This is a genomic window from Rhizobium sp. RAF36 (assembly GCF_052114105.1).
GTDB lineage: Bacteria > Pseudomonadota > Alphaproteobacteria > Rhizobiales > Rhizobiaceae > Rhizobium.
Window position 1 is genome coordinate 136966 of sequence record NZ_JBFREC010000006.1, and the last position, 16872, is coordinate 153837.

The window sequence follows — 16872 nt, forward strand, 5'->3', positions numbered from 1 at the left end:
GGACTGAACCTGATACGCTCAGCCGGGTCGATGAGACGCCGGCTGTTTTAGAGCGCTACCGGCTTATTCCGCTGCTTCCGCTTTCGGCATTACAGATACGTACACGCGACCATTGGCCTTCGTTCGGTAGTCTACATTGCCGTTCGTAAGTGCAAAAATGGTGTGGTCCTTACCGAGGCCGACATTGGCGCCCGGATGCCACTGCGTACCGCGCTGACGCACGATAATGTTGCCTGCGATGACGGCTTCGCCGCCGAACTTCTTCACGCCAAGGCGCTTGGACTGAGAGTCACGACCGTTGCGCGACGAACCGCCAGCTTTTTTGTGTGCCATTGGATTTCTCCTTTAAACCTTAGTTGCCCGAAACCGATTACTTGGCTGCCAGGATGTCCGTGATGCGGACAACCGTGTGATGCTGGCGATGACCGCGCGAGCGCTTCGAGTTCTGACGGCGCCGCTTCTTGAAGGCGATGACCTTCTTGCCACGGTTCTGCTCGACCACTTCGGCCTTGACGGATGCGCCCTTGACGAAGGGTGCGCCGATCGCTGCATCGGCGCCTTCGCCGATGACGAGTACTTCGGTGAATTCAATGGAGTCGCCAGCGGATGCTTCAAGCTTCTCGATGGTCAGCACGTCGTTTGCTGCCACACGGTACTGCTTACCGCCGGTCTTGATGACTGCGAACATTTTTTAATCCTTTCATGTTCGATCCAGCTCTCCCTGCAAACCGCAGGTGGCTGTCTTCTTATCAGTCTGTGTTAAGCAGGGATTTCGGGGCCAAACCCCAAATTCTGTCTGCCGGTGAAACCTCACGCGAGCGCGAGGCGGGCAAGGCACGGACTTTTCCACGCCTATTGCGGAGGCGGGATAGACGAGTGTCAAAAATCTGTCAAGGCAGAAGGATGAAAAAGCGTCGCAATTTCGTCTTGCCAGCCCGTGATTCTATCGCTAAGAGACAGCCCGCGCTTAACGGCGTCAACCAGACCGCGGAGAGGTGGCAGAGTGGTTGAATGTACCGCACTCGAAATGCGGCGTGCCTGCAAGGGCACCGTGGGTTCAAATCCCACCCTCTCCGCCATCATTTTTCTACATTCAGTTTTGGCCTTGCGATTACACGCGTGAACTTACTGTTCGCTGCGACGAGGGCATTTTGCCTTGCAAGGCAACATTCCAATTGCCTCTCCGGACGAACCCATCCCATCTCGTAATCTTCGAAATCCTGGCGATCACTCGCTCAAGAATTGCAGACGGTTGTAAAAAATCGAGGGTGGAACTCGGGAGAATGGCTTCAGTATTTCCTAAGCAATAACCGGCATAGTGCTGCAAAAGAGGCCGGAACGCAGTGGAAACGAAACTAACCTGGACGAACAACGAACTGGAAGATCTGGTTCGGCAGCTCAATATTGCGCTCGAAGCCTCCGGCATCGGTATCTGGCAGCATAACCTGTTGAAAAATCAGACGCGCTGGGACGAGCAGCTGCAGCGTATCTATGGCATCAACAAGGGTTTGCTCGACGTCGTCTGGCTCGAAAGCGTTCATCCCGACGATTGTAGCCGTGCCAGCGCACTGTTCGAGGAAGCGATCAGGAATAGGAGCGACTATGCTTCCGAATTTCGCATCATCCGGCCGAATGGCGCCGTACGGCATATACGGTCCCGCGCAAAGTATTTCGTCGATGGCCAGGGAGAGCCGTGTTTCATAGGAGCGGAATGGGACGTCACCGAAGATGTTCTGCGCAACGAGCAGCTTGCGCGCGAGCGCGAGGCCGCTGATAGCAGCCGCGCCGATGCGCGCTACGCCGCCGATCACGACTATCTGACCGGGCTTTTGAACCGGCGGGCATTCGACGAGGCTTTTGCAGCTCTTGGGCGGGAGGCGGGCCGGATCGTGTCCGTCTGTCATATCGATATCGATCGCTTCAAGGATATCAACGACCGTTTCGGTCATGCCGGCGGTGACCAGGTTCTTCGCCATGTCGGTTCGCTGCTGACGGCCTGTGTGGGAGACGGCGAGATCGCCGCCCGGCTTGGTGGCGACGAGTTCGTCATCGTCTCGCACCATCTGTCGCCAGGCAGGGATTCCGGCATCGTCCGCGACCTGCGCCAGGCTCTGCGACGCCCGCTCGACATAGACGGCGAGCCCTTTGTCATCGAATGTTCGATCGGCCTGGCCAGTGCGCCCTCGGATCAGCTGGCATCGCTGCTCGCCTCCTCGGACCTCGCGCTCTATGAAGCCAAGCGTGGCGGCCGCAATCGCGATGAGCTGTTCTCGCCGTCGCTTGCCAACAAGATAAACGCTGAAAAGCAGCTGCTGCAGGAGTTGAAGACGGGCCTCAGGGCTGGCGAGGTCGTTCCTTTCTATCAGGTTCAGGTCGATGCGCGCAGCTATGAGATCTGCGGCCTGGAAGCGCTCGCCCGCTGGGAAAGCGCCAAGGGTGTCAGAAGCCCGGCGGAGTTTCTGCCGCTGGCGGCCGCTCACGGCCTGATGGAGGCAATCGACGACGCGATTCTGCAGCGCGCCCTGTTCGACATTAACCGCTGGTCGCTTGCGGACCTCGACGTGCCGCGGGTTTCCGTCAATCTGTCGGCCGAGCGTCTCGCCGATCCGAACCTGCCGGCCAAGGTCAAGCAGCTGCAGATCCCGCCGGGACGCATCAGTTTCGAGCTCATTGAAACGATCTTCTTCGATAGCCTGAGCGGCCAGGTGAAGCGCAATATCGACAAGATCCGGGAGTGCGGCATCGACATCGAGATCGACGATCTCGGCTCCGGCCACGCCTCGCTGCTCGGTCTGGTCGAACTGCGTCCCAACCGGGTGAAGATCGATCGCCAGCTGGTGCTTCCGGTTCTGGAAAATGAGACCCAGCGGCGGCTGATCGGCTCGCTGATCGATATCGCCCGGTCGCTCGATGTCGAGATCGTTGCCGAGGGTGTCGAGACGATCGCCCATGCAGAAGTGCTGGCGAAACTCGGTGCCGACATCCTGCAAGGCTATGCCTTCGGCAGGCCGCAGCCGGTTTCCGCCATTACGTCGCTGCTGCAAAACGCTGCAATAACTCCGCGCCGGAAAGCGTTATAATCTCGGCGGTATTCGGATTGTCTGCGAATGCCATGCGGGCCACCAGTTTTCGCTCTGGAATCGCTGAGAGCAAGCTCGCTCTTCCGCTGAAAATCCCAAAACGTTACCGCACGACGCGCCTGCGCAGAGCTTTGTTATGCCTGTTTTGCTGCCCTGCAGCATCGGTTTTGCAATTCCCCTTTTTCTCGCCGTTTATCTCCTCTAGGGTTCCGTCATCCGAGACGGCAATAGAGGTGGTGAATGGCTGGTGAAACTGTTCTGGTGGTCGGCGGCGCCGGCTATATCGGCTCGCATACGTGCCTGGATCTGGCCAACAAGGGCTACAAGCCCGTTGTCTTCGACAATTTCTCGAACGGGCATCGGGAGTTCGTCAAATGGGGGCCGGCCGAGGAGGGCGATATTCGCGACCGGGCCCGGCTGGACGAGGTGCTTGCCAAGCACAAACCTTCCGCGATCCTGCATTTTGCGGCACTGATCGAGGTGGGTGAATCGGTCAAAGATCCAGTTGCCTTCTATGAAAATAATGTAATCGGTACGTTGACGCTGCTGTCGGCCGCGCAGGCGGCAGGCATCAATGCCTTCGTCTTTTCCTCGACCTGTGCGACCTATGGCCTGCCACAGAGCGTGCCGCTGGATGAGACGCACCGGCAGGTGCCAATCAATCCCTACGGGCGCACCAAATATATCGTTGAGCAGGCCCTGGCGGATTATGACCAGTACAAGAGCCTGCGCTCCGTCATTCTGCGCTATTTCAATGCGGCGGGTGCCGATTTCGACGGCCGCATCGGCGAATGGCACGATCCGGAAACCCATGCGATCCCGCTGGCGATCGATGCGGCACTCGGCCGCCGCCAGGGGTTCAAGGTGTTCGGCAGCGACTACGAGACCCGCGACGGCACCTGTGTACGCGATTACATCCATGTACTCGACCTTGCCGATGCCCATGTGCGCGCTGTCGAATATCTGCTGCGTGGCGGCGATTCCGTGGCGCTCAATCTCGGAACCGGGACCGGCACGACGGTGAAGGAGCTGCTTGGGGCGATTGAGGATGTCTCGAAACGGCCTTTCCCGGTCGAGTATATCGGCCGCCGCGAAGGCGATTCGCACACGCTGGTCGCCAATAACGACAAGGCGCGGGATATGCTCGGATGGGTGCCGCAATATGATCTGTCCGAGATCATCCAGTCAGCCTGGCGCTGGCATTCCCGAACCAATCAGCACTGAGGCGTGCCTTGCCGAAACGTCAGAATATCCTGCTGATCACAGCTGACCAATGGCGTGGCGATTGCCTTGCGGCGGTCGGCCATCCTGTTGTCAGGACGCCGAACGTTGATGCGCTCGCCGCTGAGGGCGTGTTGTTTCGCAATCACTTTGCGGGGGCCGCGCCATGTTCGCCGGCGCGGGCGACACTCTATACCGGTCTCTACCAGATGAATCACCGGGTGTGCCGTAACGGCTCGCCGCTCGACCGGCGGTTCGACAATCTGGCGCTGGCGGCGCGGCGCGCAGGCTACGACCCGACGCTGTTCGGCTATACCGATACGGCTCCTGACCCGCGAGCGCTCGAGGCCGGCGATCCGCATCTGACCAGCTACGAAGGGCTGCTGCCCGGATTTACCGCGCGCCAGCTGCTGCCTGAGCATGAAAAGCAGTGGTTGTCTTGGCTGCGGTCGCGCGGCCACGCCGATGCCGTCAGCCGTGACATTCATATTCCAGTCGGCGCGGGGCCAGGGGATATTTCGGCTGCGGGCACGTTCTATTCGAAGGATGAGACGCAGACAGCGTTTTTAGCTGGCGAATTCATCCGCTGGCTGGGCGAGCAGGATAGTGCGTGGTTCGCGCATGTTTCCTTTCTCAGACCGCATCCGCCGTTCTCGGTGCCCGAACCTTACGGTGCGATGTACAAGCCCGGGGACGGGCCGGTCTTTTCGCGCGGACCGTCGGCGCAGGATGAGATGCAGGCGCATCCCTATCTCGACTATGCAATGCCGCGGGCCTCGAAAGGCAGTTTCATTTCCGGTGCCGAAGGCGCGGTGAATGACTGGGGTGCTCAGGATTTCGATGCCATCCGGGCGATCTACTATGGAATGATTTCAGAGGTCGATGCGCAGCTTGGACGTATCTTTCAATCTCTGAAGGACGCCGGAACATGGGACGATACCGTCATTGTCTTCACCTCCGATCATGCCGAGATGATGGGCGATCACTGGACGCTGGGGAAGGGTGGCTTCTTCGACGGCAGCTATCGTATCCCGCTCGTCATCCGCGATCCGCGGGCGGCTGCAAAAGACGTGTCGGTCGATCATTTCACCAGTGCGGCCGATATTTTCCCGACGCTGTGCGAGACACTCGGCGCGTCAGCGAAAAACGGCCTCGACGGCAGATCGCTTCGCCAATTTCTTGAAGAAAAGCCGGTCTCGGACTGGCGCGATGCGGCTTTCTGGGAGTTTGATTTCCGGGAGATCGCCAGCGGCGATGCGCAGGCGCATTTCGGCTTGGCGCCCAACCGGTGCAATCTTGCCGTCATCCGCGACGATCATTTCAAGTATGTGCATTTTACCGCCCTGCCGCCGCTGCTCTTCGATCTGAAGGCCGATCCGATGGAGCTTCGCAATCTGGCCGGCGATCCGGCTTACGCGCAGGTGCAGCTCGCCTATGCCGAGCGCCTGCTGTCGCTGCGGGCGAGCCACCTCGACCAGACGCTCGCCTTTACCGAGCTAACGGAAAAAGGGCCGGTGTCCTACCGGCCCTGAGTGCCTCAGCCGAAGCTGCCGAGATAATCCATCTTGCCGACCGGCGCGCCCTGGTTGCGCAGGATGGCGTGCGCCATGGCGATGTGGAAATAGAAGTTCGGCAGTACGAAGGCAGTAAGATATTCTTGGCCGCTCAGCGTTATCGTCTTGCCGCCGAGGGAGCGTGTCACTTCGCTCTTCTCCGTGCCTTCAAGCATCTCGGGCGTGACCGTGGCGAGGTAGGCTTCCGCTTTTTCCAGGCGTTCGTGCAGCTCAGCAATCGTCGTTTCGTTGTCCTCGAATTTCGGTGCGTCTGTCGATGTCAGACGGGTGATGCCGAATTTGCCGCTATCCGTGGCGCGCTGAAACTGGCCTGACAGCGGCAGCATGTCCGGTGCCAGCCGCGCGTTCACCAAGATACTGGAATCGATCCCTTTTTCCTTTGCGTAGGCTTCGGCCTTGTCGAGATAGGTGCTCAGCGTCTTCAGGCCGCGCTGAAAGATCGGAACGGTAAGCGTGTACATGGAAACGGACATGGAAATCTCCTGGGGCAAAGGGATCAGCGTGGTGCTGAGGCCGCATATCTAGGCGTGGATGATGACGATTGCATCAGCACGTCTCATGCCATCGCAGATTTTTCCGGCCAGCAGCTGCGTTCGGCATTGCTTTAAAAAGAGTTGACGTCGCCGCAGGAAAATGGAATGAATATTCCGTCAGGCAAATTTTACGGTTTGTTTGTTCCGTTTTGACGGAGCCGCCTCACGGGAGTGGCGGTCAACTGGAATTAAGGCTTTTGGGCTGGGCCCGAAGTTCCGGCGTGAGGAGGGTGCTGCCGGACACCGCTTTGTGGAGGAAATAAAATGAAAAAGTTTATCCTGGGCACCGCGATGGCGCTTGTCATGTCGACGGCCGCGCATGCGGAAACGGTCGGCGTTTCCATGGCCAAGTTCGACGACAACTTCCTGACTGTTCTGCGCAACGGCATGATCGATTACTCGAAGACGCTGAGCGGCGTGACGCTGCAGGTCGAAGACGCGCAGAACGACGTGTCGAAGCAGCAGAGCCAGATCCAGAATTTCATCGCCTCCAAGGTCGATGCAATCATCGTCAACCCCGTCGACACTGACGCAACGGCTGCGATGTCGAAGCTCGCCGCCGATGCCGGCATTCCGCTGGTTTACGTCAACCGCCAGCCCGTCAACGTCGACACGCTGCCTGACAATCAGGCATTCGTCGCTTCCAACGAACTGGAATCCGGCACGCTGGAAACCAAGGAAGTTTGCCGTCTCCTCGGTGGCAAGGGCAAGGCCGTGGTCATCATGGGCGAACTGTCGAACCAGGCTGCCCGCATGCGCACCCAGGACGTTCATGACGTCATCAAGACCGACGAATGCAAGGGTATCGAGATCGTCGAAGAGCAGACAGCAAACTGGGATCGTACCCAGGGCTCCGACCTGGTGACCAACTGGCTCTCCAGTGGTCTTGAGTTCAATGCTGTCATCTCCAACAACGATGAAATGGCGATCGGCGCGATCCAGGCCCTCAAGGCCGCCGGCAAGGACATGAAGGACTATGTCGTTGGCGGCGTTGACGCCACGCAGGACGCGCTTGCCGCCATGCAGGCCGGCGATCTCGACGTGACCGTGTTCCAGGACGCGGCAGGTCAGGGCAAGGGCTCGCTCGATGCGGCTCTGAAGCTCGCCAAGGGCGAAAAGATCGACAAAAAGGTCTACATTCCCTTCCAGCTCGTCACCCCTGAAAACGTCAAGGACTTCGTCGCCAAGAACTAAGGCGCCGTGTCACGGATGCGGGCGTCATGCCCGCATCCAGTTCCTGCCGTATCCGGAGAGAAGAAGATGGCTATCAGCCCGTCCACCATGGCTGCCGTGCGCGCCAGCGGGGCCGTTCCGAATGCGGAATTCCTGCTGAGTGCCGAGGGCGTTCGCAAGGAATTTCCAGGTGTCGTCGCACTCGACGACGTTCAGTTCCGCTTGAAGCGCGGCTCGGTGCATGCGCTGATGGGCGAGAATGGCGCCGGAAAATCGACGCTTATGAAGATCCTTGCCGGCATCTATACGCCTGACAAGGGCGAGGTGCGTCTCAAGGGCGTCCACATCCAGCTGAAGTCGCCGCTCGATGCGCTGGAAAACGGCATCGCCATGATCCATCAGGAACTGAACCTGATGCCGTTCATGACGGTTGCTGAAAATATCTGGATTCGCCGCGAGCCGAAGAGCCGTTTCGGGTTCGTCGATCATGGCGAGATGTATCGCATGACCGAGGAGCTGTTTCAGCGGCTCAACATCGATATCGATCCGGATATCGAAGTGCGTCATCTCTCGGTTGCCAGCCGCCAGATGGTCGAGATCGCAAAGGCGGTTTCCTACAATTCAGACGTTCTGATCATGGACGAGCCCACCTCGGCACTGACCGAGCGTGAAGTCGCTCACCTGTTCGATATCATTCGCGCCCTGAGAGCCCAGGGCATCGGCATCGTCTACATCACCCACAAGATGAACGAGCTGTTTGCGATCGCCGACGAGTTTTCGGTGTTCCGCGACGGCAAGTATATCGGCACGCATGCGTCTACCGATGTGACGCGCGACGACATCATCAAGATGATGGTCGGCCGCGAGATTACCCAGATGTTTCCGAAGGAAGAGGTTCCGATCGGCGACGTCGTGCTGTCGGTCAAGGATCTGACGCTCAACAACGTCTTTCGCGATGTCTCCTTCGATGTGCGCGCCGGCGAAATTCTAGGTGTGGCCGGTCTGGTCGGCTCCGGGCGTTCGAATGTCGCCGAAACGCTGTTCGGTGTGACGCCAGCCAGTGCCGGTACGATCGAGCTGTTCGGCAAGAAGGTCGACATCAACTCGCCGACCGTTGCCATCCAGAACTACATGGCTTTCCTCACCGAGGACCGGAAGGACACGGGCTGTCTTCTGATCCTCAACGTGCTCGAAAACATGCAGATCGCCGTGCTGCAGGACAAGTTCGTCAAGGGCGGCTTCGTGCAGGAGCGGGCGCTGGAGAAGACCTGCGAAGACATGGCGCGCAGGCTCAGGGTCAAGACGCCCAATCTCGACGAGCGCGTCGAAAATCTCTCGGGCGGAAACCAGCAGAAGGTGCTGATCGGCCGCTGGCTGCTCACCAATCCGAAGATCCTGATCCTCGACGAGCCCACACGCGGCATCGATGTCGGCGCCAAGGCCGAGATCCACAGGCTGGTGACCGAGATGGCGAGAAACGGCGTCGCGGTGATCATGATTTCGTCGGAAATGCCGGAAGTGCTCGGCATGAGTGACCGCATCATGGTCATGCATGAAGGGCGGGTGACCGGTTTCCTCGATCGCGCCGAAGCAACACAGGTGAAGGTGATGGAGCTCGCCGCGCAGTAAACGCGCCGCTCGATTGCCAAAGGGAGGTTTGAACATGAACACAGATGCAGCAGAAGGCCATGCGCCGCTCGCAGCCCGGGTCCGCCGCCGCCGGATACCGCCGGAACTCAGCATCTTCCTGGTGCTGATCGGCATCGCCCTCGTCTACGAGATTCTCGGCTGGATCTTCATCGGCCAGAGCTTCCTGATGAACCCGCAGCGCCTGACGATCATGATCCTGCAGGTCTCGGTGATCGGCATCATTTCGGTCGGGGTGACGCAGGTCATCATAACCGGCGGTATCGATCTTTCCTCGGGTTCGGTCGTCGGCATGACGGCGATGATCGCGGCGAGCTTTGCCCAGGCCTCCACCTGGCCACGTGCGCTCTATCCATCGCTGACCGACATGCCGTTCTTCGTGCCGATCGGCGTCGGCCTGCTGATCGGCCTTCTGGCCGGCTATATCAATGGCCAGCTGATCGCCAAGACCAAGATCCCGCCCTTCATCGCCACGCTCGGCATGATGGTGTCGGCACGCGGCATCTCGAAGTGGTACACGAAGGGCCAGCCGGTCTCCGGCCTGACCGATCAGTTCAACTTCATCGGTACGGGTATCTGGCCTGTTATCGTCTTCCTCGTCGTCGCGCTGATCTTCCACATCGCGCTCCGCTATACCCGCTACGGCAAGTTCACCTATGCGATCGGCGCCAACATGCAGGCGGCACGCGTTTCGGGCATCAATATCGAAGCGCATCTGATCAAGGTCTACGCTATCGCGGGTCTGCTCGCCGGTCTCGCCGGTGTCGTGACTGCAGCCCGTGCGCAGACGGCGCAGGCTGGCATGGGCGTGATGTACGAACTCGATGCGATCGCTGCAGCTGTCATCGGCGGCACGTCGCTGACGGGCGGTGTCGGGCGCATCACCGGTACCGTGATCGGCACGGTCATTCTCGGCGTCATGACCTCAGGGTTCACCTTCCTCCGGGTGGATGCCTACTACCAGGAAATCGTCAAGGGCGTGATCATCGTTGCCGCCGTCGTCGTCGACGTCTACCGGCAGAAGAAACGCGCAAAGCACTGAAACATGAAAAAATGACGGGGCCAGATGGCCCCGTTTTCACGTTTGGCGCCTATTTCAGCGGCGCCGCAAATTTCTAAAAAAGGGGCTGGCCTATTTTTCCAGCCTTTCTATTGTTGTCACTTGATATTTGCCCGGAAGGGTAGAGCAGGAAGACAGATGCAGCTCGTATTCGATGGCCACAACGACGTTCTCCTCAGGCTTTGGACACATGAAAGAGACGGCAACGATCCGGTCGCCGAATTTCTGAACGGAACGACCCAGGGCCATATCGATGCGCCCCGCGCCCGCCAAGGCGGTCTGGCCGGCGGCCTCTGCGCCATCTACATCCCGTCCGGCGATCTTGTCTTTGCCGATCCGGATGAAAACGGTCACTACGAAACCCCACTCTCGGCACCGCTCGATCGGCTGCCCTCGCTGGGGATCGCGACGGAGATGGCGGCGATTGCGCTGCGTCTCGATACTGCCGGTGCCTGGCGCCTTTGCCGCAGCGTCAAGGACATCCGCGCGGCCATGGCGAGTGGGGTCTTTGCCGCCGTCATGCACATAGAGGGCTGCGAGGCGATCGGGCCGGATCTTGCTGCGCTCGAGGTCTTTTATGCTGCCGGATTGCGCTCGCTCGGCCCCGTCTGGAGCCGCCACAATGTCTTCGGGCATGGCGTGCCGTTCGCTTTCCCGAAAAACCCGGATACGGCGCCCGGTCTCACGGATGCCGGTTTCGAGCTGGTGCGCGAGTGCAATCGCCTCGGCATCATGATCGATCTGTCGCATATCACCGAGAAGGGCTTCTGGGATGTTGCCAAGACCAGCGATCAGCCGCTGGTGGCCACCCATTCCAATGCGCATGCATTGACGCCCGTTGCCCGCAACCTGACCGACAAGCAGCTCGATGCCATCAGGGAATGCAAGGGGCTCGTCGGTCTGAACTATGCGACGGCCATGCTGCGCCCGGATGGACGCTCCGATGGCGAGACGCCGCTTTCCGACATGATCCGCCATATCGACCACCTCGTCGGGCGCGTCGGCATCGATTGCGTGGCACTCGGATCCGACTTCGACGGGGCGACGATTCCCGATGAAATCGGTGACGCTGCAGGCAACCAGAAGCTGATTGCCGCCCTCCGGGACAGTGGATATGGTGAGGACGATCTCAAGAAACTTGCCAGCGAGAACTGGCTGAGAATCCTGGCTTCGGCGTGGAGGGAGAAGGACGTCTGAGCCTCAGAACTGCTTTGTAATCAATCAAAAACAGGGGAACAGAACCAATGATGATTACCAAACTGAACCGCAGCTTCCGTGCCCTTTCTGCCGGTGCTGCTCTTTCGCTTCTCATGATGGCAGCGCCTGCCGCCTTTGCTGAAACGCCGAAGGATACGCTGGTCGAAGGCTTCGCCATCGACGACATCATCACCATGGATCCAGGCGAAGCTTTCGAGCTCTCGACCGCGGAAGTGACCAGCAACAGCTACAGCCTGCTGGTGCGCCTCGATATGGCCGACACCTCGAAGGTCAAGGGTGACCTTGCTGAAAGCTGGACCGTTTCCGATGATGGCCTGACCTATACTTTCAAGCTGAAGCCGGGCCTCAAGTTCGCCTCCGGCAACCCGATCACCGCAGAAGACGTCGCATGGTCCTTCGAGCGTGCCGTCAAGCTCGACAAGAGCCCGGCCTTCATTCTCACCCAGTTCGGCCTCACCGGCGACAACGTCACGGAAAAGGCCAAGGCTGCCGATCCGAATACCTTCATCTTCACCGTCGACAAGGCCTATGCGCCGAGCTTCGTGCTGAACTGCCTGACGGCAACGGTTGCTTCCGTCGTCGACAAGAAGCTGGTGCTCGATCACGTCAAGCCTGTGACCGTTGATGCCGACCACAAGTATGACAACGACTTCGGTAACGATTGGCTGAAGACCGGCTATGCCGGCTCTGGCGCCTTCAAACTGCGCGAATGGCGCGCCAATGAAGTCGTCGTCCTCGAGCGCAACGACAATTACTACGGCGACAAGCCGAAGCTGAACCGGGTCATCTACCGCTACATGAAGGAAAGCTCGGCACAGCGCCTGGCGCTTGAGGCGGGTGACATCGATATCGCGCGTAACCTCGAGCCGGGCGATCTCGATGCCGTGGCGAAGAATGCCGATCTGGCGACGACAGACGCGCCGAAGAGCACGATCTATTACGTCAGCCTCAACCTGAAGAACGAGAACCTGAAGAAGCCTGAAGTGCAGCAGGCCTTCAAGTATCTGGTCGATTACGATGCGATCAGCTCGACGCTCATCAAGGGTATCGGCGAAGTTCACCAAACCTTCCTGCCGAAGGGCCAGCTTGGCGCGCTTGACGAAAATCCGTTCAAGCTCGACGTCGCCAAGGCCAAGGAGCTGCTGGCAAAGGCAGGCCTGCCGGATGGCTTCTCCGTCACCATGGACGTGCGCAACACGCAGCCGGTCACGGGCATTGCCGAATCCATGCAGCAGACGCTGGGACAGGCCGGTATCAAACTCGAAATCGTCCCAGGTGACGGCAAGCAGACGCTGACGAAGTATCGCGCCCGCACGCACGATATCTATATCGGCCAGTGGGGCTCGGACTACTTTGATCCGAATTCGAATGCGGACACGTTCACCTCGAACCCTGACAATTCGGATGCGGGCACCAACAAGACGCTCGCCTGGCGCAACACGTTCGAGGCACCGGATCTCGACAAGGAAGCCAAGGCTGCGCTGCTGGAGCGTGACGGTGCCAAGCGCGCCGCCATGTACCAAGAGATCCAGAAGAAATATCTGGAAAACAGCCCCTTCGTCTTCATCTTCCAGCAGATCGAAGTGGCCGGCTACCGCAAGAGCCTGAAAGACTTCAAGCTCGGCCCGAGCTTCGATACCAACTATGTCGGTCCGATCGCCAAGGAATAATCCGGTAGGATTGGTTCATTGAGCATCGTTGAAACAAAAGTGGAGGCGCGGCCCGCAAGGGGCCGCGCACTTCCGCTCGCCAAGGCACTCGGGCGTTTTCTGATTGCCGCGGTCACGACCTATCTCGGCCTGTTGGCCGTCACCTTCTTCATCGGCCGCGTGGTGCCGATCGATCCGGTTCTTGCCATTCTCGGCGACCGGGCGCCGACCCATGTGGTCGAGCGCGTGCGCCGCGAAATGGGCTTCGACCTGCCGCTCTACGAGCAGTTCTATATCTATCTGAAGGGCATTCTCTCCGGGGATTTCGGCAATTCGGTGCTGACGACCAATCCTGTTATGACCGATATCCGCCGCGCATTTCCTGCGACGATCGAACTGGCAACCTGTGGCACGATCATCGGCGCGGTGATCGGCATTCCTCTCGGCGTGCTGGCTGCGGTGCGCCGCGGCAGCCTGGCGGACCAGGTGGTGCGTGTCATCGGGCTTATCGGCTATTCGGTGCCGATCTTCTGGCTGGCCCTGATCTCACTTGTCGTTTTCTATGCGAAGCTGCGCTGGGTGGCGTTCCCGGGCCGTATCGACATCGTCTACGAATATACCTTTACGCCGATCACCGGCTTCTATCTGCTCGATAGCGCCTGGCAAGGACAGTGGGACGTCTTCTACGATGTCTTCCGCCACATCATCCTGCCTGCCTCACTACTTGGCTATTTCTCGCTCGCCTATATCAGCCGCATGACCCGCAGCTTCATGCTGAACGAGCTCAGCCAGGAGTATATCGTCGCAGCACGCGCCAAGGGCCTCTCCGAAACGCGGGTGATCTGGGGCCACGCACTGCGCAACGCCGGCGTTCCGCTGATAACCGTCATCGCGCTTTCCTATGCCGGGCTGCTTGAAGGTTCGGTGCTGACGGAGACGGTGTTCTCCTGGCCGGGCATCGGTCTTTACATCACCAACTCGCTGCAGAGCGCCGATATGAACGCCGTGCTCGGCGGCACGATCGTCATCGGCACCGTCTTCATCGGCATCAACCTCCTGTCCGATCTTCTTTACCGGACCCTCGATCCAAGGACGCGAAGCCGATGACGGTTCCGGTCAACCAGACACCTCCGATGAGCCGCCGCGAATGGCTGCTTTCCGACCGGCCGCAATCACGCACGCAGGCGCGTCTCGGGCGCGCCTATGTCACGTGGCGGCAGTTCACCGCCAACAAGCTCGCCGTCGTCGGCCTGGTGATCATCATCGGGCTACTGTTCGTCGCGGCCTTCGCCGATCTCCTGGCAACGCATTCGCCTGTCATCGGTGATCTCAAGAACGCGCGGCTGATGCCGCCGGGCACTGCCGGCTATCTTCTCGGCACCGACGATCAGGGCCGCGATATCTATTCGCGTCTGATCTATGGCTCGCGGCTCACGCTCTTCGTCGTCGTTCTCGTCGCCATCATCTCCGCGCCGATCGGGCTGATCGTCGGCACCGTCTCCGGCTATGCCGGCGGCTGGGTCGATGCGACCCTGATGCGGATCACCGATATCTTTCTGGCCTTTCCGAAGCTGGTGCTGGCACTTGCCTTCGTCGCGGCCTTGGGGCCGGGGATCCAGAACGCGGTCATCGCCATCGCCATCACCTCCTGGCCGCCTTATGCCCGTATCGCCCGCGCCGAAACGCTGACGGTGCGGCGCTCCGATTATATTTCTGCGGTGAAGCTGATGGGCGCCTCGCCTATTCGCATCATCATCCGCCATGTCATGCCGCTCTGCATCTCGTCGCTGATCGTCCGCGTGACCCTTGATATGGCGGGCATCATCCTGACGGCGGCCGGTCTCGGCTTTCTCGGCCTCGGCGCCCAGCCGCCGCTGCCGGAATGGGGTGCGATGATCGCCTCGGGCCGCCGCTTCATTCTTGATCAATGGTGGGTTGCCGCCATGCCCGGTATCGCCATCCTGATTGTCAGCCTCGGCTTCAACCTGCTCGGCGACGGTCTGCGCGATGCCCTCGATCCCAAGGAGAGCGGCCAATGACCGAGCTGCTCGACGTCAACAATCTGCGCGTCAGCTATCCGACGCGCACAGGCGTGATCGAGGCGGTGCGCGGCGTGTCGTTAACGCTCGGCAAGGAGCGCCTCGGTATCGTCGGTGAATCCGGCTCCGGCAAGTCTCAGACCGGCCGCGCCATCATGGGCCTCACCCCGAAGCACGCCGTCGTCAGCGCCGACAGGCTCGACTTCAACGGTATCGATCTCCTGTCCGCCTCCGCCAAGCAGCGGCGTCTTCTGCGCGGCAAGCGGATCGCCATGGTGCTGCAGGATCCGAAATATTCGCTGGATCCGGTCATGTCGATCGGCCGGCAGATCTGCGAGACGCTGAAGACCCATGAAAAGGTCGGGCGAGCGGAGGCCAAGGAACGGGCGCTTGCCATGCTAGAGGCGGTGCAGATCCGCGATCCCAAGCGGGTCTTCGATCTCTATCCGCATGAAGTTTCCGGCGGCATGGGGCAGCGGGCGATGATCGCCATGATGCTGATCGCCGGGCCGGAGCTGTTGATTGCCGACGAGCCGACATCGGCGCTCGACGTGACCGTTCAGCTCGATGTGCTGAAGATCATGGACAAGCTCGTTTCCGAACGCGGCATGGGCCTGATCTTCGTATCGCACGATCTGCGCCTCGTCTCGTCCTTCTGTGACCGTGTCATCGTCATGTATGCGGGCAGGATTGTCGAGGAATTGAAGGCATCCGACCTGAAGAATGCCCAGCATCCCTATACACAGGGCCTGCTGAACTGCATGCCGGAGATTGGCCAGAGCCGTCATCCGCTGCCGGTTCTTGACCGCAAGCCGGAGTGGGCCGCATGAGCGCAGCACTCTCTGTCGAAAAACTCGGCGTCGTCTATGACGATTTCCACGCCCTGAAGGATGTCAGCATCGAGGTCGGTACCGGCGAGTCCTTCGGGCTTGTCGGGGAATCCGGGTCGGGGAAGTCGACGCTTCTGCGGGCCGTCGCGGGGCTTGCGCCCGTCAGCTCCGGCACGATCCGCATTCATGGCGAGGCGCTGCAGGGCGCCAAGCGCAGCAAGGCCTTCTATCGCAGCGTCCAGATGGTGTTTCAGGACCCATATGGTTCGCTTCATCCGCGCCAGACGATTGACCGGCTGCTGCTTGAGCCTCTGGCGATCCACGGCATCAGCGATGGTGAAACGCGTATTGCCCGCGCGCTTGACGAAGTCGGCCTCGGAAATGGTTTTCGCTTCCGCTATCCGCATCAGCTTTCCGGCGGCCAGCGCCAGCGCGTGGCGATCGCTCGGGCGCTGATCGTCGAGCCGTCCGTGCTGCTACTCGACGAGCCGACCTCGGCGCTTGATGCCTCGGTTCAGGCCGAAGTGCTGAACCTGCTGGAGCAGATCCGACGCGATCGAAAGCTGACTTTCGTGATGGTCAGCCACGATCTCGGCGTCGTCACCCATATGTGCGAGAAGCTCGCGGTGATGCGCAATGGCGCCGTCGTCGAGCGCTTGAGCTCGGCCGAGCTTGCCCGCGCCGATGTCCAGGAAGAATACACCCGCAATCTGATGGTCGCGAGCAAAGGCTTCGTCAAAAGCTGAAATGCAGGTTTTTCAAGTGCTTGAAAAGTCTGCTCCATGCGCGCGGTTAAGGTTAACGTAGCGTTAAAGACGACCATTCGACTAGACTATTGACAGGCCCGT

Annotated in this window: 15 protein-coding genes and 1 tRNA gene; 13 read left to right on the plus strand and 3 right to left on the minus strand. The window is 59.9% G+C overall.

Going from position 1 to position 16872, the window contains the following annotated elements:
* Positions 1-63: 63 nt before the first annotated feature.
* Positions 64-333 carry a 50S ribosomal protein L27 gene (gene rpmA / locus AB4Z25_RS20895; RefSeq protein ID WP_112385938.1) on the minus strand — a complete coding sequence of 90 codons (270 nt, stop codon included), beginning with the start codon at positions 331-333 and terminating at the stop codon, positions 64-66.
* 37 nt (positions 334-370) lie between these two features.
* Complete coding sequence (gene rplU, locus AB4Z25_RS20900) at positions 371-688, minus strand: 50S ribosomal protein L21 (RefSeq protein WP_112385937.1); 318 nt, start codon at positions 686-688, stop codon at positions 371-373.
* Between the two features lie 301 nt (positions 689-989).
* On the opposite strand from rplU, the gene AB4Z25_RS20905 reads away from it, so the two are divergent.
* From AB4Z25_RS20905 to AB4Z25_RS20920, 4 genes are all read left to right on the plus strand, one after another.
* A tRNA-Ser gene (locus AB4Z25_RS20905) sits at positions 990-1079 on the plus strand.
* A gap of 264 nt (positions 1080-1343) precedes the next feature.
* Positions 1344-3080 carry an EAL domain-containing protein gene (locus tag AB4Z25_RS20910; RefSeq protein WP_112540406.1) on the plus strand — a complete coding sequence of 579 codons (1737 nt, stop codon included), beginning with the start codon at positions 1344-1346 and terminating at the stop codon, positions 3078-3080.
* A gap of 240 nt (positions 3081-3320) precedes the next feature.
* On the plus strand, positions 3321-4304 hold the full coding sequence (gene galE, locus AB4Z25_RS20915) for a UDP-glucose 4-epimerase GalE (RefSeq protein WP_112540407.1): 984 nt from the start codon (positions 3321-3323) through the stop codon (positions 4302-4304).
* Between the two features lie 8 nt (positions 4305-4312).
* Complete coding sequence (locus AB4Z25_RS20920) at positions 4313-5833, plus strand: alkaline phosphatase family protein (RefSeq protein ID WP_442208906.1); 1521 nt, start codon at positions 4313-4315, stop codon at positions 5831-5833.
* A gap of 5 nt (positions 5834-5838) precedes the next feature.
* On the opposite strand, the gene AB4Z25_RS20925 is transcribed toward AB4Z25_RS20920, so the two are convergent.
* The gene (locus AB4Z25_RS20925) at positions 5839-6348 is read right to left on the minus strand and encodes a DUF1993 domain-containing protein (protein WP_112540409.1); all 510 of its coding nucleotides are present in this window, start codon (positions 6346-6348) and stop codon (positions 5839-5841) included.
* Between the two features lie 324 nt (positions 6349-6672).
* On the opposite strand from AB4Z25_RS20925, the gene AB4Z25_RS20930 reads away from it, so the two are divergent.
* The 9 genes from AB4Z25_RS20930 (at position 6673) to AB4Z25_RS20970 (ending at position 16770) form a co-directional block, all read left to right on the plus strand.
* The gene (locus tag AB4Z25_RS20930) at positions 6673-7602 is read left to right on the plus strand and encodes a sugar ABC transporter substrate-binding protein (protein ID WP_112540410.1); all 930 of its coding nucleotides are present in this window, start codon (positions 6673-6675) and stop codon (positions 7600-7602) included.
* Between the two features lie 66 nt (positions 7603-7668).
* Positions 7669-9210 carry a sugar ABC transporter ATP-binding protein gene (locus tag AB4Z25_RS20935; RefSeq protein WP_112540411.1) on the plus strand — a complete coding sequence of 514 codons (1542 nt, stop codon included), beginning with the start codon at positions 7669-7671 and terminating at the stop codon, positions 9208-9210.
* A 34-nt stretch (positions 9211-9244) separates the two neighbouring features.
* Complete coding sequence (locus AB4Z25_RS20940; RefSeq protein ID WP_112385930.1) at positions 9245-10270, plus strand: ABC transporter permease; 1026 nt, start codon at positions 9245-9247, stop codon at positions 10268-10270.
* A 156-nt stretch (positions 10271-10426) separates the two neighbouring features.
* Positions 10427-11485, plus strand: a complete 1059-nt coding sequence (locus tag AB4Z25_RS20945; RefSeq protein WP_112540412.1) for a dipeptidase — start codon at positions 10427-10429, stop codon at positions 11483-11485.
* Between the two features lie 47 nt (positions 11486-11532).
* Positions 11533-13176, plus strand: coding sequence for an ABC transporter substrate-binding protein (locus AB4Z25_RS20950; protein WP_112540413.1), 1644 nt, complete (start codon positions 11533-11535; stop codon positions 13174-13176).
* Between the two features lie 18 nt (positions 13177-13194).
* On the plus strand, positions 13195-14262 hold the full coding sequence (locus AB4Z25_RS20955; protein ID WP_112540414.1) for an ABC transporter permease: 1068 nt from the start codon (positions 13195-13197) through the stop codon (positions 14260-14262).
* On the plus strand, positions 14259-15194 hold the full coding sequence (locus tag AB4Z25_RS20960; protein WP_112517845.1) for an ABC transporter permease: 936 nt from the start codon (positions 14259-14261) through the stop codon (positions 15192-15194). The genes AB4Z25_RS20955 and AB4Z25_RS20960 overlap by 4 nt, the downstream gene beginning before the upstream one ends.
* Complete coding sequence (locus AB4Z25_RS20965; protein WP_112540415.1) at positions 15191-16024, plus strand: ABC transporter ATP-binding protein; 834 nt, start codon at positions 15191-15193, stop codon at positions 16022-16024. Before AB4Z25_RS20960 ends, AB4Z25_RS20965 begins: the two co-directional genes overlap by 4 nt.
* A complete protein-coding gene (locus tag AB4Z25_RS20970) occupies positions 16021-16770 on the plus strand; it encodes an ABC transporter ATP-binding protein (RefSeq protein WP_112540416.1) in 750 nt (249 codons plus the stop codon). Before AB4Z25_RS20965 ends, AB4Z25_RS20970 begins: the two co-directional genes overlap by 4 nt.
* Positions 16771-16872 lie beyond the last annotated feature (102 nt).